Source organism: Verrucomicrobium sp. BvORR106 (genome assembly GCF_000739655.1).
In the GTDB taxonomy this organism is placed as follows: domain Bacteria; phylum Verrucomicrobiota; class Verrucomicrobiia; order Verrucomicrobiales; family Verrucomicrobiaceae; genus Verrucomicrobium.
Genome location: NZ_BATR01000002.1, coordinates 87540 through 109816, shown reverse-complemented (window position 1 = coordinate 109816; position 22277 = coordinate 87540). Strand labels below are relative to the sequence as shown.

The 22277-nt window shown below is 60.1% G+C and carries 19 protein-coding genes; 13 read left to right on the top strand and 6 right to left on the bottom strand.

Annotation, left to right across the window (positions count from 1 at the left end; all coding sequences use genetic code 11):
• The first annotated feature begins 10 nt into the window (after positions 1-10).
• From vccA to BV106_RS00490, 7 genes are all read left to right on the top strand, one after another.
• Entirely contained in the window at positions 11-4039 is a 4029-nt protein-coding gene (vccA, locus tag BV106_RS00520; RefSeq protein ID WP_265595177.1) for a Verru_Chthon cassette protein A, read from the top strand.
• Positions 4036-4554: a Verru_Chthon cassette protein B gene (gene vccB / locus BV106_RS00515; RefSeq protein WP_038158776.1), complete on the top strand. Its 519-nt coding sequence runs from the start codon at positions 4036-4038 to the stop codon at positions 4552-4554. Before vccA ends, vccB begins: the two co-directional genes overlap by 4 nt.
• Positions 4555-4563: 9 nt before the next feature.
• Positions 4564-5682, top strand: a complete 1119-nt coding sequence (vccC, locus tag BV106_RS00510) for a Verru_Chthon cassette protein C (RefSeq protein WP_038158773.1) — start codon at positions 4564-4566, stop codon at positions 5680-5682.
• Complete coding sequence (gene vccD, locus BV106_RS00505; RefSeq protein ID WP_265595176.1) at positions 5672-6298, top strand: Verru_Chthon cassette protein D; 627 nt, start codon at positions 5672-5674, stop codon at positions 6296-6298. The genes vccC and vccD overlap by 11 nt, the downstream gene beginning before the upstream one ends.
• A gap of 202 nt (positions 6299-6500) precedes the next feature.
• Entirely contained in the window at positions 6501-7448 is a 948-nt protein-coding gene (locus BV106_RS37905) for a DUF1549 domain-containing protein (RefSeq protein WP_265595175.1), read from the top strand.
• A gap of 5 nt (positions 7449-7453) precedes the next feature.
• Positions 7454-8686 (top strand): DUF1553 domain-containing protein, encoded by a 1233-nt coding sequence (locus BV106_RS37900; RefSeq protein ID WP_265595174.1) that lies wholly within the window; start codon positions 7454-7456, stop codon positions 8684-8686.
• Positions 8687-8717: 31 nt separating this feature from the next.
• The gene (locus BV106_RS00490) at positions 8718-9998 is read left to right on the top strand and encodes a DUF1501 domain-containing protein (RefSeq protein ID WP_038158761.1); all 1281 of its coding nucleotides are present in this window, start codon (positions 8718-8720) and stop codon (positions 9996-9998) included.
• 15 nt (positions 9999-10013) lie between these two features.
• On the opposite strand, the gene BV106_RS00485 is transcribed toward BV106_RS00490, so the two are convergent.
• A complete protein-coding gene (locus tag BV106_RS00485; protein WP_051944601.1) occupies positions 10014-10733 on the bottom strand; it encodes a DUF2293 domain-containing protein in 720 nt (239 codons plus the stop codon).
• A gap of 84 nt (positions 10734-10817) precedes the next feature.
• On the bottom strand, positions 10818-11303 hold the full coding sequence (locus BV106_RS00480; RefSeq protein WP_081891398.1) for a nuclear transport factor 2 family protein: 486 nt from the start codon (positions 11301-11303) through the stop codon (positions 10818-10820).
• A gap of 304 nt (positions 11304-11607) precedes the next feature.
• Between BV106_RS00480 and BV106_RS00475 the strand changes: the two genes are divergently transcribed.
• On the top strand, positions 11608-12087 hold the full coding sequence (locus BV106_RS00475) for a GNAT family N-acetyltransferase (protein WP_038158759.1): 480 nt from the start codon (positions 11608-11610) through the stop codon (positions 12085-12087).
• Between the two features lie 137 nt (positions 12088-12224).
• Here BV106_RS00475 and BV106_RS00470 read toward each other — a convergent pair whose 3' ends face one another.
• The gene (locus BV106_RS00470) at positions 12225-12887 is read right to left on the bottom strand and encodes a hypothetical protein (protein WP_038158756.1); all 663 of its coding nucleotides are present in this window, start codon (positions 12885-12887) and stop codon (positions 12225-12227) included.
• Between the two features lie 244 nt (positions 12888-13131).
• Here BV106_RS00470 and BV106_RS00465 point away from each other — a divergent pair, with 244 nt between their 5' ends.
• A complete protein-coding gene (locus BV106_RS00465; protein WP_038158752.1) occupies positions 13132-13710 on the top strand; it encodes a DnaJ domain-containing protein in 579 nt (192 codons plus the stop codon).
• A gap of 58 nt (positions 13711-13768) precedes the next feature.
• Positions 13769-15565 (top strand): Hsp70 family protein, encoded by a 1797-nt coding sequence (locus BV106_RS00460; RefSeq protein ID WP_038158749.1) that lies wholly within the window; start codon positions 13769-13771, stop codon positions 15563-15565.
• Between the two features lie 21 nt (positions 15566-15586).
• Here the strand turns inward: BV106_RS00460 and BV106_RS00455 are convergent, their stop codons facing one another.
• From BV106_RS00455 to tal, 3 genes are all read right to left on the bottom strand, one after another.
• A complete protein-coding gene (locus BV106_RS00455) occupies positions 15587-16057 on the bottom strand; it encodes an arsenate reductase ArsC (protein WP_038158746.1) in 471 nt (156 codons plus the stop codon).
• A 161-nt stretch (positions 16058-16218) separates the two neighbouring features.
• Positions 16219-18228 carry a hypothetical protein gene (locus BV106_RS00450; RefSeq protein WP_265595173.1) on the bottom strand — a complete coding sequence of 670 codons (2010 nt, stop codon included), beginning with the start codon at positions 18226-18228 and terminating at the stop codon, positions 16219-16221.
• Positions 18229-18420: 192 nt separating this feature from the next.
• Positions 18421-19374 carry a transaldolase gene (tal, locus tag BV106_RS00440; RefSeq protein ID WP_304945251.1) on the bottom strand — a complete coding sequence of 318 codons (954 nt, stop codon included), beginning with the start codon at positions 19372-19374 and terminating at the stop codon, positions 18421-18423.
• Positions 19375-19576: 202 nt separating this feature from the next.
• Between tal and nuoB the strand changes: the two genes are divergently transcribed.
• From nuoB to BV106_RS00425, 3 genes are all read left to right on the top strand, one after another.
• On the top strand, positions 19577-20110 hold the full coding sequence (gene nuoB, locus BV106_RS00435) for an NADH-quinone oxidoreductase subunit NuoB (RefSeq protein WP_009959337.1): 534 nt from the start codon (positions 19577-19579) through the stop codon (positions 20108-20110).
• A gap of 33 nt (positions 20111-20143) precedes the next feature.
• Positions 20144-20719 carry an NADH-quinone oxidoreductase subunit C gene (locus BV106_RS00430; protein WP_038158729.1) on the top strand — a complete coding sequence of 192 codons (576 nt, stop codon included), beginning with the start codon at positions 20144-20146 and terminating at the stop codon, positions 20717-20719.
• 223 nt (positions 20720-20942) lie between these two features.
• Positions 20943-22265, top strand: a complete 1323-nt coding sequence (locus BV106_RS00425) for a PQQ-like beta-propeller repeat protein (RefSeq protein WP_038158725.1) — start codon at positions 20943-20945, stop codon at positions 22263-22265.
• The last annotated feature ends 12 nt before the right edge of the window (positions 22266-22277 follow it).

Here is a 22277-nt window from a genome sequence, read left to right as displayed (position 1 = left end):
GGTCAAACTCATGAACAAAAGACGTAACATGAACAAGGGGAGTCAGCAGGCCGGGATGGCTCTGGTGATGGTGCTCGCCATTGTGGCTCTTCTCATGGGTCTGGTGCTGGCGCTGCTCTCCATGGGTTCGTCAGAAGCCCGCTCCTCTTCCGCATTCAGCCAGACCTCGCAAGTGCGCGGCCTCACCGACATGCCGGTGAGCATTGTCATGGGTCAGATCCGCGAGGCCACTTCCGGCTTGGGGATGAGCAAGACCTGGGCCTCCCAGCCGGGCATGATCCGTGTATTTGGCACCGCTCCAGGAGCCGTGGCGGGCCGCGCCAAGCTGGAGACTGCCTGGAGGCTCTACTCCTCAGACAAGATGACGGAGGGAGGCGACAGTTTCAACGCGCTGAATGAGGCGACATCTTTGGCAAAGTGGAAAGAGCTGCCGGCCCAGTTCACGGATCTCAATGAACCCGTGGCGCGTCTGGATGCGGACGGCAACGTCCACCGGGTCTACCCTGTGCTGGATGCCAGTGTGTTGCAGACTTCAGGCGGCACCACCACGGGTAAGGTTGCTGGATTTGGGCTCTCCTCCACCGTCGCCGTGCCCAGTTCCACTTCAGACCAGCCTCTACCCATGCCCGTGCGCTGGCTCTATGTGCTGCAGGACGGAAGGATTGTTGCACCGGATGGCGGTGAAGGTGGCCGGGCCACCTTCAAAAGCGCTGAGGTTACGGAAAAAAACCCTATCGTGGGTCGGATTGCCTTTTGGACCGATGACGAGAGCTGCAAGGTGAACGTCAACACGGCGGGGGAGGGAACCGGCTGGGATGTGCCACGCGCGGCCGGATGGTCGGATCGCAATTTCGCCTATTTCATACCGGCGCAAAACGAGTTTCAGCGCTTTCCCGGGCATCCGGCGATGACGAGCATGAGCACGGTGCTTCAGGCCTTCGACGCCAAATACAACTACCAGTTTCCCGCCATTCAGAGCGATGGGACGGTTGGCAACAAATCTGCGTACCAGACCTGGCTGCGAGGCATCTATGATCTCTTGCCCCGGGTGCAACTCGGCGCTTCTGGCGAAAGTTCGATGGGCGGGTCGGAAGTGGCATCCCTCGCCACCGGTGTCCCATTGAAGCGGGAACGACTCTTTACTTCCGTGGACGAGTTCTTTTATGGATCAGGTTTTGATGCGGGAAAGAATCAGCGTCTGGCCAACTCCTCCGACGGAACGGTAAATGCCGCAGATCTCGAGATGGGCCGGTTCTTTCTCACGGCGCACAGCCGGGCACCTGAGGTGAACCTTTACAACCGCCCGCGAATTTCATTGTGGCCGGTCCAGGCGGAGGCGTCCAAGCGCACAGCCAAAGACAAACTGCTTGCCTTTTGTGCGACCTCTGCTGGGCAGTTGGGCGCGTTCCAGAGGGCATCAACTTGGGAAAACGCCTCGACCAAGCAGGGGTCATCGCAGAGCCCCACCGCGGACTTTCAACTGTCGGGGAATCAGATGATTTTCAGCTACCTGCAAAAACTCACCAAGGCGGCAGTGCCCGGCTTTGGAACCCAGACGTTCGACGACAAATATGGTTCCTCGAACCGGAACCAGATCCTGCTCAACATGTTCGACTTTGTTCGCTGGGGGGTGAATGCAAACAATCCCTATGACACTCCCAAATATCACTACATCCCGCCCCGGGCCTACACAGGTCTGAATGGGGAGTATCTGGCGGAGGCCTCAGCCGTGCCAATAGTGGCGGACGGGACTGCCGCCGAGTCCTTTCCCACCAAGCTCAAGGCCCTCGGGCGTTACCCTACCGTTATCGAGGCGTCTTTGATCTTCATGGCGACCGAGGTCGAAACCAATCCCGATGGCAGTCCCAAGGACACCGCGCCAGCCGACAGCAAGGCGGACAAGACAAAGCGGATGCGCGCCTTTCTTGTGGTCCAGCCGTTCACGCCCGTGGTAGGCATGCCTCCCTACACCCCCAATGTGCGGTACCGGATCAAGGGCATGGAGAACTGGAAGGTGAACAGCCAGCCGCTGGGCTTTGCCGCAGCGGGGGTCAACCGCTGCTGGGTGCCGGCCGGGGCAGCGAAAGACGGCGGGCACTCGACGGCCTACACCTCCCTCCACTCCCAGTTTTACCGGGCCCGGAGTGGTGCCCTCAAGACCGTGGTGCCCGGCGGAGTGGGCGCGGATGAAACCAATTCATTCCCCTTTGTGAGCCTGGATGTTGACGTCTCAGCCCAGAGTACCTTCCAGTTCACGGGCGGACCCGTCACCATCGAAACTCACCTCGGAGAGGGGGCTGCCGGACAGCTCGATGATTCCACGCTGATCCAGACGGCGACTCTCAATTTCATCAGCCCTACTGGTCCATGGCCCGTTCCCACCGTACGGGTCAACGGCAGCATGCCTTCCAATGCCAACTGGACCGTGGCCAAAGAGTGCATGGACCTGCAGATGCGTTTCAACAAGAACGACCCCCAGAACTTTTTGATTGTCCTTGGCGACACGGTCCGTTCCGTGGTGACCAGTTCGACCAATGCGATTGCAAAGGGAGATTTCAGGATCATGTGCGCAATGAGGAGCATTCCTCAGGACTGCTACACCCCCCACGCCGACTATAGCAGCCCTACCAAGGAGGAGGCGCAGTCGCTCAGGCATGCTGGAAGTGCCTACACAGGACACTACGGCCGAACGCATGCTCAGTCCTACCTGAACAACACCGTCGGCAAGCAGCATACGTGGCAGATGGCCGGCTACGTCATTGGTGCCGACAGCAAGGTTAGCAAGCCTTATGGGTTGCTTCGGGATGTGGCTTACTGGCAGGACTGTCAGCCTTCCACCCCATACAGACTTGACGGAGCTTACAACTCTTCCAATCGCCCTGGGGACTGGGATACCGGGATGGGGCGGATTGAAGATGGGCCCTACATCAACAAGCCAGACGACACCGGTATCAAGGGTACCACAGGTCCCAGGGACGGTTATTTTGCCCGGGACGGGTTCACTGATGAATCGACTGCCAGAACTTATTCGCCCAACCGGCAGATCTGCTCTGCGATCGCTTTTGGCTCCCTGCCCAGCGCGGTGCACCCCGTGCCTGCAAACAGTGACCGGACTGGTCCGTGGCAAACGCTTCTCTTTTGTCCAAACCCTCCTTCCAGAGTACGCCCCGCCAACTTGGAGCCCATACAGACGGATCATTGGGGATTTCGCCCCCCTCGTGACCATCTTCTCCTGGATTTCTTCTGGATGCCGGTGGTGGAGCCCTACGCCATCAGCGAACCCTTCTCCACCGGAGGCAAGATCAACCTGAACTCGCAGATCGTGCCGTTCAGCTACATCAGGCGGGACACGAGTCTTTACGCCGCCTTACGCAGCGTTCGCATCAATGCCATGCCATCAGAGCTGGCGTGGGCCAAGGACGCCCTGACCAGCGGGGCCAACGCCGCTCAGATGGAGGAAAGCTACAAGACCTGGCAGAACTGGCTCAAATTTGAGACGGTTTACGAGGTCAATGCTGAAGAGACCATGAAGGGCTTCCGACAACGGTTCGACCAGGGGGACATCTTCCGCAGCGCCTCGGAGATCTGCGATATTTTCCTCGTACCCAAGCCGATGTCGGGCCGCACCTACTACCCCCGGGCTGATGGCCTGCCGAGCTCCTCACCGACCTATGAGACCATGGTCACCTGGTGGAACGGCAGCCTTTCCAGCCAGAAAGACGGGTTTGAACTGACTGGCGACAACGTGCGCGAGTCCCCCTACAACCAGCTCTATCCCCGCCTCACCACCAAGTCGAACATCTTCACCGTGCACTATCGGGTGCAGGTGCTCAAGAAGGCGCGCTCCTCCGCTGCGGACGAGTGGAATGAGAGCAAGGATGCCGTCACCGCAGAACAGCGTGGCTCCTCCATCATTGAGCGCTACATCGATCCCAACGATCCGGAACTTCCCAACTACTTCGCCAACCCCTCCCAGAGCGGAGCTTTGGACGACTACTATCGCTTCCGCGTCATCACCCGCAAAACGTTCATGCCATGAAACTGATCCTGCCACCCTCCAAGAAAAAACTACATCGTCGCGGCTTCTCCCTGGTGGAGACCACCATCGCTGTAGGCATCGCCGCCACCGTGCTTGTCGCCCTGGTGGGACTGATCCCCGTGTCCCTGGACACGCTGCGTGAGGCTTCCAACACCACTGCCTCTGCCAGGATCGTTCAGTCGATCTCCTCGGACTACCGCATGCGGGACTGGAGTGATGTGCTCCAGCAGCAGCAGCAGGGGAGTCAGCAGGACTACAGCTTCGATGGGCAGGGCACGCGGGTGAAGACAGGTGACATCAGCGCCATCTTCACGGCACGCGTCTCGGTGACAGATGCCAAGCCTCTTCCAGGGATGTCTTCCTCGAACCCAAGACTGAAGGCGGTGCAGATCCTGGTCACCAGCAGCCCCAATCCTGACCTCGCGTTTCAACAGCCGGCCACCTGCAAGTGTGCGCAGACCCTCCTGGCCCAGACGGACAAGACGGCCAGCACGACGGCCGTGGCCTCCAACTAATCCCGCCCTATGTCCGGCCCCTGCCACCCCCGCAAGACGACGGCATTCACCTTGATTGAGCTTCTGGTATCCGTGGCGGTGCTCTCCGTGCTCATGATGGTGTTGTCCCAGGTGCTGTCAGACACCCAGATCACCTGGGGCCGTGCCAAGGCCCGGACGGAAGAGTTCCGGGAGGCGCGGGCCGCCTTTGAAGCCATCGCCGCCCGGCTGTCCCAGGCCACGCTGAACTCGTACTGGGGCTACAAACTGGATGCAAACGGCAACCCGCTGCTCTACCAGCGCCAGTCAGAGCTGCACTATGTGAACGGACCGGTCACGACGCTGCTGGGCAATGCCGTGCCAGCGGCTGGCCACGCCGTCTTCTTCCAGGCTCCACTGGGGGAGAACCTGGATGCGGGCAATCCCAACCCACCTTCCACGGAGCCCTATGGGCTGGAGTCCATGCTCAATGGGTGGGGCTGGTATGTGACCTATGACAGTGACCTGCCGCGGCGACCTGCCTTCCTGGGAGACACCCCGGCGCATCCAGAGCGCAAGCGATTTCGCCTCATGGAATTCCGGCAGCCGACAGAGAAGCTCTCCCTCTACCGTCTGGTCATTCCGCCCAATGGCGATGCCACCTCTACAAAGATCCCGTGGGTTGAGGCGCAGAACACACAGAATGGGTTGTATGACTGGTTCCGCTCTGATCTTGCAGCGGACTCCCAGCCGGTGGCGGAGAACATCCTGGCCATCTTTGTTCAGCCCGTCTGGCCCATGCCGGGCAAGGATACCGGGGCGGATACCTCGGCCGCACCCAACTACATCTATGACACCCGCCGCCATCAGTGGCCGGACACCACCACCATGGCCGAGCGCAGTCGTCATCAACTCCCTCCCATGATCCGACTCACTTTGGTGGCCCTGGATGAGCGTGACTGGTCCAAGCTCGACAGTGCGGGGACTGATGCGCTGGCCACCCAGTTGCGCAACGTGGCCAATACCAAGGTCTTCACCACTGCTTCGGAGTACGAGAATGACGTGAAGAAGCTGGAGACCGAACTGGTCAATCTCAAGCTTGGTTTCCGCGTCTTCTCCACTGCGGTGCAGATCCCGGCCGCAAAACTGATGTCATCCCGTGAGAACTAAACATCCCTCCTTCCCGGCCTCGCGCGGCGAGGCTTTCACCTTGATCGAGATGATGGTCGTCATCGCCATGGTGGCGATGCTGGTGGCTCTCTCATCTTTTTCCATCGGTTCTGCGCTCTCTGCCCAACAGCTCACGTCGTCTTCCGCGAGGTTCACCAACGAGCTCGCTTATGCCGCACAACTGGCGGCACGTGAGAATCGCATGGTCGGTGTCCGCTTTCTCCGCCGGGAGCAGGAGGGCGGAGGCGAGGGGCAGAGTTATTTCCAAGGCTGGCAGCTCATGGTGCCGGACCGTGCCACCGGAAAGTGGCGGCCCTTTGGGGAGGTGAATCTGCTGGAAAAGTCCACCATCATGATCGAGCAGGAATCCTGGTCCAACCTCCTGGCCCGCACTCCGCTGGTCAAGGCTTCCGCCGTGGACGATGTGGATACCACCCCGCCCGTGTTTGCCTTCAAGCCCGAGGGCGGCACGACCCTGCCTCGTGGTGCGTCCGATCCCAGGTGGTGTGTTACCCTCGCCCTCGCCACGGATTGGGAACGTGCCCCGGATGCACTGCCCGCGAACTATCGCACCCTCGTGCTGAACGCCAGTACCGGGGCGGTGGTGCTCTATTGAGATCGGAGAGGCGAAAGTTGTTTTCAATAACCTGGATAGGAAGTTGCTGGCTGTCGTGCCCGGCAGGTGTGGACTCATGCGTCGGCATTTCGGCTTCCGCGTCGGATGAGCTTGAGGTTTTAATAGAACATTTGTTCTATGGGTAGGTGACTAATGACGTGGGGGCGGGGATCGTTGCTTGGTTGTGAAAACGAGATCTCCCATGATGCCAAAATTGTTATGCCTCTTTGCCGCTGGATTGCTCGTGTCTGCAGTGCCAGCTTCCGCCGCCGACTCACCCCGTGTGTGGACAGATGTTCAAGGCCGGAAAGTGGAGGCGTTGTTTTTGAAGCTGGACGGGAACGTCGTCTACCTGCAACTGGGCAACGGTTCCGTTCACGGTTTGTCTCTGGAGCGGCTCTCCGGGGCGGACCAGTTGATGGCCCGCAGCCTGCCTCCCTCACCGCACGCAGAAGCGCTCATTTCGGTGCCCACGAACGCCAGTGCCGCCCAGGCGGCGGCCCTCATTGATGATCTGGTGTTGCGAGGCCTTCAGAAAGCTGTCGCGCGGCGCAACGCCGGAGCCCCGTCGAAGCCCACCTTCAACCCTCCGCTGACCGACGAGCAGTTCGTGCGCCGCGTTTATCTGGACATCGCCGGCCGGATTCCAAATCATGAGGAAACTACCCAATTTCTGGGCGCGGGAGGCGCGGACAGGAGGATGCGGCTCATTGACCGGTTGCTGGAGTCTGAAGGGCATGTCAGCCACATGTACAACTACTTCGCGGAGATGCTGCGTATTGTGGACGGCTTCGGATACTACATGCGCGGTCTGGCCTACATCGAGTGGGTGAAGGAACAGGTCCGCACCAATCGGCCGTGGGACCAGATGGTAAATGACATGATCACCGCCGAAGGAAAGGTCTGGAACAACGGCGCGGCGGGCTACCTCCTCCGAGACTCCAGCATGCAACTCGACAATCTCGCAAACACTCTCCAGGTGTTCCTTGGCACGGATGTGTCATGTGCCCAGTGCCACGACCACCCTTTTGCTGACTGGACCCAGCGGCAGTTCTATGAAATGGCCGCCTTTTTTGGTGCCACGTCCACCATGCTGGGGGGGATGACTTCCCCGGGGAACGCAGACGCGAGCTGGTGGAGGGGGCTGTAAAGATCTTGAACGACCGCGGACGCGACGGGAAGTCGTTAGCCGGTCAGCTCAACAACATCGTTGGATCCAACACCTACTCGATCAGTAATCTGAGCGAGAACCGCATGCGGCTGCCACGTGACTACAAGTACAAGGACGGCTCGCCCAATGAACCAGTGGACCCCAAGCTCATCGTCTGGTCTCCGTCGGACCGGCGCAATGCCGCCTACCTCCAGATGGAGAAGGATGGGAAGCATGATCCAGAGGGCCTGCGCAAGCGTTTTGGAGCTTGGATGACGCATGCTCAGAACCCCAGGTTCGCGATGACGATCGCCAACCGGATGTGGCAGCTTGCTTTCGGGGTGTCTCTCACCCCGACCGTGCACAATCTGGATCATCCGGAGGATTCCTACAATCCGGAACTCCTCCGGCATCTCGCGACGGAGATGGTGCGTGTGAAGTTCAACCTTCGGGAATTCCTTCGTATCTTGTACAACACCCGCGCCTACCAGAGCCAGGCCACCACGACGGAGCTGGCTATGGGGGAACCGTACTTCTTCCAGGGCCCGATTCTTCGCCGCATGAGTGCGGAGCAGGCATGGGACTCCTTCATGACACTCGTGCTGGGGGAACCGGACAAGTTCAAGAATACCGAAACAGACCTCTATGGCCGCTCCATTGAGATGAATTTGCTCAACCCCAGGCTGGATTCCATGACCGTCTTGAGCAAGCTCGCTGCAATTAACAACATTGGCGCGCTTGAGCGGAAGAAGGTGGCAGGCGGACTGGACAAGGCGGAGATGGTTTCTCAGACAAAGGCCGGTGTGGAAATGGCCACGACCTCGACTTCCATGGACGAGACTGGATACCTCACGCATGGAGGCATGATGCTGCTGAGGGCCGCCGAACTGCCTCAACCCGCTCCGGCGGGGCACTTCCTGCTCCAGTTCGGACAGTCGCCCCGGACGGTGGTGGACGGGGGCTGCGCAGACGGCACAGTGCCGCAGGTGCTCATGATGATGAATGGACGGGTTCAGGAAATGATCACCAATCCGGACTCTCTCATCTTCCGCACCATGGCGAGGGTGGCATCTCCTCCTGACAAGGTGGAGGCCGTCTTCCTCAGCATCTTGAACCGCAGGCCCTCCCTTGAGGAGAAAAACATCGTCCGCCAGGAGCTCGCCGCTCACGGTGAGGAGGCCTATGCCGACATCATCTGGTCTCTCATCAACACCCGGGAGTTTTACTTTGTTCAATAGCATTCAAAAGCTTCATCAAAATCATATTACCATGAACCGATCCGGTTTCCAGTCAGACCCAGTCAGCCGCCGCCAGTTCGTCCTCCAAGCGGCCCGCGCCACCCTGGGAGTGAGCGTGCTGTCCAGCGGCGTGGATGCCGCGTTTGGTGCGGCCGAAGCCGCCCCCAAAGGCGTGGGAGGCCGCGCACGTGCCTGCATCTACCTTTTCTTGGGAGGGGGACTTAGTCACGTGGACACCTTCGATCCCAAGACCGGGAGCACCAAAGGTGCCCGCGACCCCATCAGCACAAATGTGCCTGGCATTCAGCTTGGAGGCTACATGACACGTCTCGCCAAACAAGCAGACAAGCTGAGCATCGTCCGCTCCATGACCACCACCAATGGTGTGCATGGACCAGCCAGCTACTTGATGCACACTGCTTATGCTGAGCGCGGCACCATTGTGCATCCCACGCTGGGTGTTTGGGCCCAACACTTCAAAGGAAAGTCTCACCACAGTCTTCCTTCCAGTGTCGCGATTGGTCAGGGGACGGCCAATGCCGGGTTCTTTCCCTTTGCGTATACCCCTGTCCCAATCAGCAATCCGGAGGAGGGACTTCAGAACGCGCGCGCTACTGTGCCGGAGGATCGATCAAAGCGGCGCATGAACTTGAGCAACCGGTTCGATGCCGCTTTCCGCGAAAAGTATCAAAGTGCCGCAGTGAAGGGGTACACCGAGCTCTATGATCAGACCGTGCAATTACTAGCCAGCAGCGATCTCGATGCCTTTGACCTCAAAAAGGAATCGCAGCAGGTCCGTGATCGCTATGGCAGGGGCTACTTCGGACAGGGTTGTCTCCTCGCCCGCCGCCTCGTGCAATCTGGCGTGAGGTTTGTGGAAGTTTACTCCGGCGGCTGGGACATGCATGAGGGACTGGACAGTCGCATGACCACACGTGGTGGAGAGCTTGATCAGGGGATGGCGGCCCTACTGGAAGATCTGAAGAGCTCGGGACTGCTTGATTCCACCTTGGTGGTGCTGGGAACGGAGTTCGGTCGCACGCCGGATATTAATCAGAATGCCGGACGTGACCACCACCCAAGGGTGTTCTCCACGGTGTTCGCAGGGGGCGGGGTGAAGGGGGGATATGTACATGGAGCCACTGACGAGGGAGGCCGCGGGGCCACAGAGAATCCCGTCACCGTGCAGGACTTCATTGCGACCGTAGGTGCAGCCATGGGATTGCCCGTGAGCGAAGTGGTCATGTCACCATCTGGCCGTCCGTTTACCGTCGGCGATCGGGGTAAGGTCGTGGCCGATATCTTTGTTTGACGCTTGTTCTGTCATCTAGGCTGGCATTCTGGGCGGTGGGGCGTTATCCAGGCACTCCGCCGCCCACTTGCGCTCCACCCGGTTCACGATGTCAATCACCGCGTCGCGGGCCTGTTCTTTCTTGTAGCCTCTCTCGAAGAGCTTGTCGTACGGCGTCTCGGTGTGGCGGATATGGGCTCGAACCGCGAGCTTCAGGGACTCATCGTCCAGCTCCTCACGGGCGGCTTCGCGCCGACCCACACGGCCAGAGTGTTTCTCACACGCATGCATCGCGATCTCCGATTCCAACCCCTCGGGGCAGGAGGGGTAGAGCTGACGGATGCGCATGGCGAACACCGCGATGTACTCCTGGTCCATCTTCTCCCGTCGCACGGCATCCTTGGCGCGTTTCACCTCACGGTCCGCCGCATCGGCTTCGCATTCCGCCTCGGCGAGCTGGAGAGCATAGGCTTCCACGAGCGTGCCGCGCCGCTCATACCGATTGCGTCGCTTCTCGGGTGAATAGACTGGATGCGCGACGTTGGAGTGTTTGGTGGCCCGGCGGGTCAGGGCCACATCACCCGCGGGCAGCAGCAGGTGATCTCCCAATCCCTCGCAACCCGTGCAAGTCAGTTTGTGATTCCGGTACACGCAGAGCAAGGCGCCCTGCATGATGGGGCGGCTGCAGCGGGAGCACTTTTCGTTTTGTTTGCTGAAGAAGACAATGAAGGGGCTTTCTGACTCGGTATCGGGCATGGAAAGAGGGCGTTGGCGTCAGCTTAGACAGCCAAGCCCGCCTGACAAATGGTGGCTGGAAGGAATTCGCAGTGCCCCCGTTGCCTATAGAGGCTTGAGGGCGCCAAAGAAGCCGATGATCTTCTTCAACCTCCCATCATTCCCTATGACGCCGAAATCCATCCCTTCATCTACAGTCTTCCCATCCCTGTCGATGAACTTCCAGGTGAAGCGAAGCATGCCATGATGGAAGTCCGCATGGCTTGAAGGCACGATCTGGCCCCCTGGAAACTTCTTTAAGAAGACTCCAATGAGTTCAACAAGTGCCTCGCGACCCTCGACGTGCGAGAAAGGATCGGTATAAGTGCCTTCGGGGGCCCATACGGTTTCAAGTAGTTTCCGCCTTTGCTCGATATCGGATTCCCTCCAGGCCGCGCAATATATCTTCACGGTTTCGTCCGCAGCCGCTTGGGTAGGTTGCTTTCCCGATTCCTGTACTTGCTCTTCTGGGGTTTCCGCTGGCGCTGTGCTTGGTGCACAAATCAGGATGAGTAGAGATGCGCAGAGGTGGATTAGACGCTTGGATTTCATGGATGCTGGCCGGTTGGCAAAAGAAGGCACTGAGGGCGCTTGCAGGAAGTGCCAATTGCGTAAAAACGCATGATTGATTGCGCATTTCGGGATGGGCCTGACCTTCCACCTGACAGGAGTGAGTTCAGGTCATTGCGAGTTGTTGTCGGATCGGTCTGCTCCGGTGCAATCCGATAAGTCGCTCTTCCCAATCGTTGCCTTGTGCGTCTCCCGAAACAGGGCTGTGCTACTTTTTAGCGCACTTGTTGATCCGTCTCAGACGGAGCTTGACCTCCGAATTCCGACAATCAACGATAGTTCTCTTATGAATGTGGCCGATCCCAAGTTCGTTTGGATCCTCGCTTCGCAGGAGGATATCAACGCGGTGCAATCACTCATGCAGGGTTTCTACGCCGAAGAAAAATTGCCCTACGACGGCGTGACCGCCTCCACGGCACTCGACTTGCTTCTTGCTAGTCCCAACCTTGGAGCCATTTTCTTGCTCCAGGATCCCAGTGGAAGCTCACACGGCTATTTCGTCCTGACGATAGGATTCAGCCTGGAGTTCGGGGGGCGCTATGCATTGTTGGATGAACTTTTCGTACAGCCTTCAGCACGTGGACTGGGGGCAGGCAAGAGCGCACTCGTCGCTGCCGAGGCGTGGGTTGCATTACGTGACATTCCCATCCTTCGACTTGAAGTGAATCACCACAATGAAAAGGCGCGTTCCATCTACCTGAATTGGGGTTTTCAGGACGATCACAGAAATATCCTCAGCAAGCGGATAGCTTCCGGCAATGAATAAGATCCCGATCGGTCCTCGACGAGCCAGGTAAGTGCGAGATCAGCGCGGAGGTCATCCGTGATTCCGCTTTGTTTCTGATGATGGCGATCGCTCCGTCAGCGTGGCGCGAGCGGCCGCTTGAACCCAGGCGGGGGAACCTAATCTTCGGCTTCCTTCGAGCCAGCGGAAGGAGCTGTCACGGTAATGCCCTTGCTCGTTTTTTTCAGGTCCGGATCCAGGGCAAACTCGAATGAGGCGCCATCAAACTGATTCACAATCCAGTCTTCAACCCGCTTTTCATCATCGGACACCACTGCTTCGAGCCATGACCGCCCCACGGGATCATCAAACCGGCTAAAGGGTATTTGCACTCCAGGGCGCTCTTGGGGCTTCGAACCAGGGTTCGAGAGGTCGATGCCCTTCGTGCCCATCAGGCTTGTCATTGCCTTCTCAAGGCGGGGGTTTTCAGCCACGGCATCCAGCAATTCGGAAAATCGATCCATGAGTGCGATCAGCTCCGGATCACGCATTTTCCCTTCGTCAGGCAAATCCTTGAGACGATGGACCAGCGCATCCACCTTGAGGCGCACGTCTTCAGAAACAGGTTCGGGACGGTAACGCTTCGCTTCGCCCTGCTCCAAAGAAGGAGCATCTGATTTCTGTGACGCCACAGGGGCGAACCCGGTCGAGGACCGTGGCTTGGAAGGAGTGCTGGAACCAGCCAGATGGTCAGACGCCCTCTGCCGATCCCTTATCAGGAAAGCCATCCCGACCAATGCAGAGGCGGCAGCGATCGCAAGAGAGACCTTGGCGGCTTTCATGGTGATGGGGGGTGAGTTTGCCAAGCTGCGGAAACACGCTCGTTTTCGAAGGATCGGCTACAGCCATTTGCGCCGAAATCATACAACGCGTCATGCCGCCCAACACAAATTTGGCGAAAAACCCCGCTGCGACGTGCAATCCTCTGCAAGTTGGCTCATGTTGCAATCCACTGGTTTGCTAATGCTTGTAGCAACTGCTGGTGCCAGGTAGTTCATCCTGAGTGAACCGGAAAATCGCTGCCCTGTGACCAACGCCTTTGATATCCTCGCTCTTCCTGCCCGTCTGTCCCTGGACGAGGGAACCTTGCAACAGGCTTATCTGAGCCGAAGCAGACAGGCGCATCCGGATCACGGGGGCAGTGATCGCGAAGCCTCAGAAGTCAATGCGGCTTATGAAGTGCTGAAGGCCCCGGACAAGCGGGTGAAGCATCTCATGGAAGTCGCCGCCCCGGAGGCCGCTAGGAGTTGGCGCACTGTGCCGCTTGACGAGCGGATGATGAGCCTGTTCTCCAGCATCGGGCAGACGCTGGATGCCTCGGCCAAGATTGTGGAGAGGAAGAGCCGCGCCCAGAGTGCGCTCGCCAAGGCCCTTCTGGCCAACGAGGAAATGCAACAGCGCGAGCGGCTGGAGGAACTGGGCTCCTCCATCGCTTCCCGCCTGGAGGAGATGGAGACCGTGCTGCCTGAGCTGGACACCCGGCTGGAGTCGGATCCCGCCAGTCTGGAGACCTGGAAGGAAATCGCCTCCCTGCAGGCCCGCATGGCCTACCTGACCAAGTGGCAGGCGCAGATCCGCGAACGGCTGCTGCAACTGATGATGTAGAGGCATTCAGTGCATTGGTGCTGGATGCGACTGCGCCCCGCGCTAACGTGCCCGTGCTATGGCCTCAGACTACATCCTCGGCATCGATCTCGGCACCACCAATTCCCTTGTGGGGGTGGTGGACAGCGGGTTTCCCATCCTCCTGGCGGATGGCGAGGGCTCCCGGATGACGCCGTCTGCGGTTCACTATGGGCCAGACGGTGAGGTGGTGGTGGGCAGTGCAGCCGTGCGTCAGCGGGCGGTGGATGTGCAGCATACGGTCACCTCGGTGAAGCGCCTTGTGGGGCGCCGGGCAGGGGAGTCGGCCTGGCAACCGCCCTATGATCTCGCGGGCCTGGGCAAAACTGCCGTGCAGGTGAGTGCAGACATCCTCAGGCACCTCAAAGCGGTGGTGGAACGTGCCCTGGAAGTGCCGGTCACGCGGGCGGTCATCACGGTGCCAGCGTTTTTCAATGATGCCCAGCGCAATGCCACCAAGCTGGCGGGCGAGCAGGCCGGGCTGACGGTGGAGCGGATTCTTGCCGAGCCCACTGCGGCGGCGCTGGCCTATGGGTTGGACAAGCTGGAGGAGCATCGGCGCATTGCCGTGTATGACTTGGGCGGAGGCACCTTCGATATCTCTGTGCTGGAGATGCGGGATGGCGTTTTCCAGGTGCTTTCCACCGCAGGTGATACCCAGTTGGGCGGTGATGACATCGACCGCACCCTGGCCGAGTGGATCTGGGAGCAGTCCGGTCTGGATGGAGATGGTCGGGGATTTGATGTCCTGGCAGCCCTGCCGCGCATGCGATTGATCACCGCCGCAGAGGAGGCCAAGAAGCATCTCTCCTCAGCCTCTTCGACAGAGGTACTGCTGCCGTTTTTCCTCGAACAACAAAGCGTGCAGGTCACGGTGACCCGCGGCGATCTGGAGGGGCTCACCCAGCCCCTGATGGAACGCACGCGCAAACATTGCCTGAGAGCCCTGGCAGATGCCCGGTGCGAGGTGTCCGATCTGCATGACGTGATCCTGGTGGGGGGCAGCACTCGCATGCCGCTGGTGCGCGAGACCGTGCGATCCATCTTCCAGCGGGAGCCGGATGTTTCCCAGAACCCTGACGAAGCCATTGCGATGGGGGCCGTCATTCAGGCCGGTATTTTGGCGGGATCGCTGCGTCAGGTAGTGCTGCTAGATGTCACGCCGCTCTCGCTCGGCATTGAGACTTTTGGCGGTCTCATGAACGTGATCATCCCTCGCAACTCGACCATCCCCTGCAAGGCCGGGGAGATGTTCACCAATGCGGTGGCCAACCAGTCCGAGATGCTCATCCGCGTGCTGCAGGGGGAGCGGGAGCTGGCCAAGGATAACTGGGAACTCGGGCGGGTGGCGGTGCCTTTCCCGGCCGGACCCAAGGGCAGTGCCCGGGTAGGGGTGCAGTTTGCGATCGACGCCAACGGCATCCTTCAGGTGCTGGCCCGCGACACCGCCACGCAGGTGGACACGGTGCTCGAGATCCAGAATTCTGCCGTGGATGTAGAAGATGCGCGCGTGGAGCAGATGATCGCGGAGAGCGTGGACTTCGCCTTTGAAGACATGAACGAGCGCATCTGGACCGAAGCCCGACTCAAGAGCGAGGAGCTAACTGCTGCGGTGGACGAGGCGCTGATCCAGTGTGAAGGCCTGCTTGAACCGGCGGAAACGGTGAGGATACGCGAGTGCAATGCGGAGGTGAGGCGCCTGCTGGGCGTGGAGCCTCACGATGCGCGGGCCCTGAAGGCGGCCAATCAGGCTCTGGATGATGCCACGCAGACCCTGGCAGTGCTCCTGGTGGAGCGGGCCATGGAGGCTGCGCTGGAGCGGAAGTTGGGGATGTGATCAGAGGTGAGACCCAGCTGGCTACGCCTGTGAGGGCGTCGCGTAGCCGTGCTCCAGCATCTCGGCCAGTTCCTGGGCTTTCCAGGCCTCGACCTCGGCTTTGATCTGGTCGCGCACCTTGCGCACTTCAGCGAGCTTCTCTTCATCCGTGCCGGTGAAGAGGGCTGGGTCATGGAAGCTCCAGTGCAGACGGGTGAGGAGGCCGGGGAAAAGCGGGCACTTCTCAGCCGTCTCATCGTCGCAGACGGTGACGACCACATCATAGCGATGACCGGAACTGAACAGATCCAGCACATGCTTGGAGTGCTTGTGGGAGATGTCGATCCCCACTTCCTGCATGGCTCGGACCGCCAGCGGGTTGAGGTTTCCGGCTTCGATGCCAGCGCTCTCGGCCACGGCAAAATCACCGCAAAGATAGTTGAGCCAGGCCTCAGCCATCTGGCTGCGGGCGCTGTTGTGAGTGCAGACGAAGAGGACCTTTTTCTTGCGCATGAGATGGGCAGGAGGGTTGGAGTTGCGCCAACTATGGCACTCCGGTCATTCCGGCTGCAAACCGTGCGGCGTGGCGATTTCGTCACCTGCCAATACAAATCACCCATGTCCAGGCGTTGGCCCAGACATGGGTGAGTGCGATAACTAAATCTGGGGCGACCTTAGGCTTTGGCCTTGTCCTGTTCTTCCTCAGGTGCAGCCGCAGCCGCTTCTTGAGTCTCTTCCTGTGTGGCTGCGACTTCGGCAGGGGCTTCTTCCGCGGTCTCCACTGCGGCCACTTCGGCCGCCGCTTCCACCACGGGATCAGAAGTGCCTTCCACGGCATCCACTTCGACGTGAGGCGCAGGCTCCGTTTCCACCACGTCAGTCACCTCTACGGGCACTTCGGTTTCTGCGGCCACCTCTACGGTCGGCTCTTCAGCAGCGGGTGCTGCTTCCTCAGCCGTCGCATCGCCAGCAGCAACAGCGGCTTGGGCGGGCTGCGCTTTCACAGGCTTGGGCTTGGCGGGCGGCGGTTCCGTCACACCGGGGAAGACCACTCCGTCTGCGTACTCGATCACGTAGCCTTCGCTGTTGAGCCAATGAAGGTCTTTCAGCAACTGCACATGCTCAGGAGAGGGCTGGTGAGCGGGCTCTTCAGCCGGGGCTTCGGTCGTTTCGGCAACTGCTTCAACGGTGCCTTCTTCAGCGGACGCGGGTGCGGCCTCGCTGGTGGCTTCGACGGTTTCCTCGGACGGAGTTTCCTCGACCACTGGAGCTTCTGCGGGTGCCTCCGCGACAGGGGCGGGGTCGGCCACTGCTTCTGCCGGGGCCGGAGCTGCCGCAGCGGCGGGGGCCACGAGATCGAGCAGTTCCTTGGTGGAGACGCCCGGCTTGGTCTTGATCAGTTCCACCAGCTTCGCAATGCGATCGGAAAGCACCACGCTGGAATCGAGAGAACGGGGGCGCACGCGGCTCACCCAGAGCTTGCCACCGCGGCGTTTGAAGAGCTTCAGGCCATGATGCTCAAAGCCGCTACAGAGCTGCTGGGCGGTTGCCAGAAGATGCTTCCGGGCTTCGTCCACGGCGCGGCGCAGGTGGTTGTAGAGGGCGGGAGCCAGCAGGCGCTTGGGAATGTTGCCGGACACCGTCGCTTCGCTCACCTCGCCCACCAGGGTGTCAGCATGCGCTTTGCGGAAATGGGTCTCCATGTCGGCGCGGGACTTGAATCGCAGCGGCTCGGCACCCTCTGCGACCTCGCCCTTCTGCCACACCCACTGGGTGCCGTGCTTCTGGGATTCCTTCCACTTCTCGACCGCTTCAGGAGTGCTGTCGGTGCGAACGCGGCGCTTGTACTCTTCGAACGGGAGATGATTGAACCGCTCGCGATGCAGGCGGTGGAGATTGGTCTGGTAGCTGTGATGGCTGGGCGGGCCCAGGGGCTCGCCACTCATGCCGCACACCGCCACGCTGGCGAAGTTGCCCTTGGGCTCTTCCAGCTCGATCTGCTCTGACACGTAGAATTCCTTGAGCGCCTCACTGTGGAGGAAGTGCGCCAGCGCATCTTCGCGGCCCAGCCAGAGTGAGCCGTCCTGAGGAACGGTGTAGAGCTTGCCGGGAGCGTCTGCTGCGAGGCTGAACTTCACGTGGAAACGTTCACCATTGGCGAGGACGAGTCGGGCGGCGTCAAAGACGCTGTAGGCCTTGCCTGCGGTGCGGATCATGGCAGCCATGGCTTCCGTGGCGCGAGCTTCAGGCTCCACACCCACGGTCAGGCCGGGCACAGGCCGTGGGGCCTGGTCAAAATTGGGGCGTCCACCACGGTCATCTTGCCCTTGATACCGTCCACCGCGATCACGATCTCCACGGAAGCCGCCGCCGCCGCCGCGACGGTCATCACGACGATCACCGCCAGGGCCGCTGCGTGGTTTGTCAAAGGAGCGTCTGTCTCCGCCGCCGCCACAGCCTCCGGGACCGCCAGGACCACGGCGATCACCAAAGCCACCGCGGCTCATGCCGCCACGACCTCCGTCGCGTCCGCGATCTTTGAAGTCACGACGTTGGCGGGTGTCTTCCTCGGGGAAGTCGGCGCCGGTAGAAGGCTTGGATTTGCCGAAGTCAGCCACCCAGCTGGGCGCGAGGCGAAGACTGGAAAGATCGAGCGGCGGCGTTGTCTCTTGTGAATCAGACATTGGGAGCGGAAGCGTGAAGGACGTCCATTGTGACTGTTTAAGTGACGATGGCAATGGGATTGTGCACGGCTTGTCCTTCATCGCATGCCGGGCTTGTTGTGATCTTCCCTATGATGATGAAAAAACAAGGCCGCGTCCGGGTGAGGACGCGGCCTTGAGCATATCAAATGAGGGGAGGGGCGTGAGCGGGCCTTACAGGGCAGCCTGCACCAGCTTCTCAAGCTTCACGATGTCCTCAGCGAACTTGCGGATGCCTTCGGCGGTCTTCTCCGTGGCCATCGCATCTTCGTTGAAGAGCCAGCGGAAGTTCTTTTCATCGAGGTTCAGACGCTCAATGGAGAGGGACTTGGCGTGCTCGGTGTTCAACTTGGGCGAGATCGGCTCGCTGGCGGCCTGCAGCTCACCCAGCAGCGAGGGGCTGATGGTGAGAAGGTCACAACCGCACAGTTCGGTGATTTCGCCCTTGTTGCGGAAGCTGGCGCCCATCACTTCGGTCTTGTAGTCGAAGTGTTTGTAGTAGTTGTAGATCTGGGTCACGGACACGACGCCCGGATCTTCCGTGGGGCCGTAGTCCTTGCCGGTGCTCTTCTTGTGCCAGTCGAGGATACGACCGACGAAGGGGGAGATCAGCTTAATGCCGCCTTCAGCGCAGGCGACGGCCTGGGCGAGGCTGAAAAGGAGCGTCAGGTTGCAGTTGATGCCTTCCTTCTGGAGCACTTCGGCGGCCTTGATGCCTTCCCAAGTGGAGGCGATCTTGATCAGGATGCGCTCACGGGAGGCACCGGACTTCTCGTAGAGGTCGATGATGTGGCGGGCCTTGTCGATGGTGCCCTGGGTGTCGAAGGAGAGGCGGGCGTCCACTTCTGTGGAGACGCGACCCGGCACGATCTTCAGGATTTCCTGGCCGAAATTCACGAGGATGCTGTCGATGACGGACTCCACCAGGGCGCCGCCGCTCAGGGTCGATCCTTTGTGATCCGTGACCGCCTTGTCCACCAGAGGCTTGTACTCGGCCTTCTGAGAGGCGGCGAGAATCAAGGAAGGATTCGTGGTGGCATCCTGGGGCTGATAGGCGCGCATCGCCTCAAAGTCGCCCGTGTCGGCCACGACCACGGTGTGTTTCTTCAGTTGGTCAAGTTGGTTCATGATGATTTAGAGGGGTGCTAGAATAAGGGGAATGGCGGGGGATGCAAGGGGGGAGTCTGGGGCAAAGAATTCATGATTGGGATGAATGACACGGGGGGATGGCCGCCGGAAAGGCGGGATACGGGCTTGTGAAAATTTTCACAAAGCGGTTGCCCGGTTGAACCGGGCGTTTAGGTTGGCCATTGTTCCACCCGGCCTTGCCATGACTGAAGCCACCAGCACCACTCCCTTTGCCTACGACTCCAAGATCGAGAGCAATGTGGTCATCACCCGGCTCGACGCCGCGATCAACTGGATGCGGAAAAACTCCCTCTGGCCCATGCCCATGGGTCTCGCCTGCTGCGCGATCGAGCTCATGGCGACCGCTTCCTCCCGGTATGACATTTCCCGCTTCGGAGCAGAGGTGTTCCGTTTCTCTCCCCGCCAGAGCGATGTGATGGTGGTGGCCGGGACGGTCACCTACAAGATGGCTCTCGCGGTGAAGCGCATCTGGGACCAGATGCCTGAGCCCAAGTGGTGCATCGCCATGGGGGCCTGCGCCAGCAGCGGCGGCATGTATCGCAGCTATGCGGTGCTCCAGGGGATTGACCGCCTCATTCCGGTGGATGTTTACATTTCCGGCTGCCCGCCCCGGCCTGAGGCGCTTCTGGAAGGATTCTTCCGCCTCCAGCAGAAGATCGAGAAGGAGCATTCGCTCCTGGATCAGAAGAAAGAGCTTGTCGAACAGCTCTCCTAAGCCGTCTCCGCCTTTTCCCGCCGCCTTCCTGCCATGGATGTGTCCCAGATCGTCAAAGCCCTTGTGGAGAAGTTTGGCTCCCAAGTCACCGGAAACACCGAGTTTCGTGGAGAGACCTCCCTCACGGTCACCTTGGAGTCGCTCAAACCCTTCCTGCGGTACTGCCGGGATGAGATGGGTTTCGACTATCTGATCGACGTCTCCAGTGTGGACCACTTCGAGACGGCCCCCCGTTTTGAGATGGTGTATGAGCTCTACAGCCTGTCCCACCACCAGCATCTGCGGGTGAAATCCTTGCTGACCGAAGAGCAGGAAGCTCCCACGGTGAGCGACCTCTGGGCCACGGCGGAATGGCATGAGCGTGAAGTGTTCGACATGATGGGAATCCGTTTCGACGGCCATCCGGACCTGCGCCGCATCCTCATGTGGGAGGGTTATCCCTTCTACCCGCTCCGCAAGGAGTTCCCGCTGGCAGGCAAGCCCAGCGAGATGCCGGAGATTGCCTTCACCGGCATTGCGCCTCTGGAAGGCGGCCCTTTCGTCACCGCCCCGAGCGACGCCGACACCATTGAGCGCGAGCCTCGCGCCAAGACTTTCGAAGACGCCTGATCACCGGGATCGGGCGCGGTTAGTGGAGCCAACTAGACCGCCAGACGGGTGTCGCCCGTCTGAATGTGAGGATTTTGCCACAAAGCGCCCCAGTCTTTTTACTGGGCGGAAGGGATTTCTCTGAGATAGACAAACCGGGGCAAATGCGTTTTGCTGTCTCCTCCAGGGCAGTTGGAGAAGTTTCCAACTATGCCTTCATGCTCATCTTCCGTTGTTAACTTGTATGATGACCCGATTTATTGCCCCCGTGGTGCTTGGCGGCCTGGCCGTTTCAGCCGTCGTTTCCCAAGCTGCACCGCCTCTGCTGCCCGCCCGCGCCACCTCAACGGCTGCCGCCTCCGGTCCGACGGAATGGCCCAGCTTCCGGGGGCCCAAGACGGATGGTACCGCTCCGGTGCTGCCGGTGGCTGATGCCAGCAAGGTGAAGCTGAACAAGCGCTGGAAGGTGGAGACACCCAAGGGCTTCGGCTCCTTTGCCGTGGCCGGTGCGAAGGCCTACACCATCATCACCCGTGATGTGGAAGGCAACAACAGCGAGGTGCTGATCGCCCTGGATGTGAAGTCGGGCAAGGAACTCTGGGCCCAGCCTCTTACCATCGTGAAATATGACGGTGGCGGTGACTCGGGGACACCCGCCAACAAAGGGGGCGATGGCCCGCGCTCCACGCCGATCGTGAATGACGGCAAGGTGTACGTCATCGATGCCAACCTGGGAGTGTATGCCTTTGACGCCACCTCGGGCAAGGAAGCCTGGAAGCGCGACGTGATGAAGGACAACTCGGGGGTCCAGATCAAGTGGCAGAACGCCGCTTCCCCGGTGATCGATGGCGAAATCCTGCTGATGTGCGGCGGTGGTCCTGGCCAAGCCCTCCTGGGTCTGAACAAGAAGACCGGTGACATTGTGTGGAAGGGCGAGGACGATCGCATGACCCACGCCACCCCGGTGATCGCCGATATTCTCGGCGTGCACCAGTGCATCTTCTTCACGCAAAAAGGGCTCGTGGCAGTGGATCCACAGAAGGGCAATGTGATCTGGAGAGGGGACTTCCCCTTCAAGGTCAGCACGGCCGCCTCCCCGGTGGTTTATGAAGACGTGGTGTACTGCTCCGCCGGCTATGGCGTGGGCGCGGGCGCCTTCAAGATCTCCAAGTCCGGGTCCGGCCTCGAAGCCGCTCCCCTCTGGCGTCGTGAGAATGAGTGCTTCAACCACTGGAGCACCCCCGTGGTGAAGGATGGTTACCTCTATGGCATGTTCAGCTTCAAGCAATACGGCGACGGCCCTGTCGCATGCGTGGACATCCGCACTGGCAAGGACGTCTGGACCCAGCCTGGCTTTGGCCCCGGGCAGGTCATCCTGAGCGGCGATACCATCATTGCCCTGAGCGACAAGGGAGAAGTCGTTTTCATTAAGGCCGATCCGGCCAAGTACAGCGAATTGAAACGTGAATCCATTGTCGAAGGCAAAGTGTGGAGCTACCCGGTTCTCGCCTACAACCATCTTTTCGCCCGTAGCACGGTCGAAGGGGGCTGCTGGGAGATCAAGTAGTCCGCCTGCACG

Coding starts and splice junctions, on each gene's coding strand:
- BV106_RS00425 (WP_038158725.1), top strand. CDS start 20,943: ATGATGACCCGATTTATTGCCCCCGTGGTGCTTGGCGGCCTGGCCGTT.
- BV106_RS00490 (WP_038158761.1), top strand. CDS start 8,718: ATGAACCGATCCGGTTTCCAGTCAGACCCAGTCAGCCGCCGCCAGTTC.
- BV106_RS00480 (WP_081891398.1), bottom strand. CDS start 11,303: ATGAAATCCAAGCGTCTAATCCACCTCTGCGCATCTCTACTCATCCTG.
- tal (WP_304945251.1), bottom strand. CDS start 19,374: ATGAACCAACTTGACCAACTGAAGAAACACACCGTGGTCGTGGCCGAC.
- BV106_RS00485 (WP_051944601.1), bottom strand. CDS start 10,733: ATGCCCGATACCGAGTCAGAAAGCCCCTTCATTGTCTTCTTCAGCAAA.
- BV106_RS00450 (WP_265595173.1), bottom strand. CDS start 18,228: ATGTCTGATTCACAAGAGACAACGCCGCCGCTCGATCTTTCCAGTCTT.
- vccB (WP_038158776.1), top strand. CDS start 4,036: ATGAAACTGATCCTGCCACCCTCCAAGAAAAAACTACATCGTCGCGGC.
- BV106_RS00460 (WP_038158749.1), top strand. CDS start 13,769: ATGGCCTCAGACTACATCCTCGGCATCGATCTCGGCACCACCAATTCC.
- BV106_RS37905 (WP_265595175.1), top strand. CDS start 6,501: ATGATGCCAAAATTGTTATGCCTCTTTGCCGCTGGATTGCTCGTGTCT.
- nuoB (WP_009959337.1), top strand. CDS start 19,577: ATGACTGAAGCCACCAGCACCACTCCCTTTGCCTACGACTCCAAGATC.
- BV106_RS00475 (WP_038158759.1), top strand. CDS start 11,608: ATGAATGTGGCCGATCCCAAGTTCGTTTGGATCCTCGCTTCGCAGGAG.
- vccA (WP_265595177.1), top strand. CDS start 11: ATGAACAAAAGACGTAACATGAACAAGGGGAGTCAGCAGGCCGGGATG.
- BV106_RS00470 (WP_038158756.1), bottom strand. CDS start 12,887: ATGAAAGCCGCCAAGGTCTCTCTTGCGATCGCTGCCGCCTCTGCATTG.
- BV106_RS00455 (WP_038158746.1), bottom strand. CDS start 16,057: ATGCGCAAGAAAAAGGTCCTCTTCGTCTGCACTCACAACAGCGCCCGC.
- BV106_RS00430 (WP_038158729.1), top strand. CDS start 20,144: ATGGATGTGTCCCAGATCGTCAAAGCCCTTGTGGAGAAGTTTGGCTCC.
- vccC (WP_038158773.1), top strand. CDS start 4,564: ATGTCCGGCCCCTGCCACCCCCGCAAGACGACGGCATTCACCTTGATT.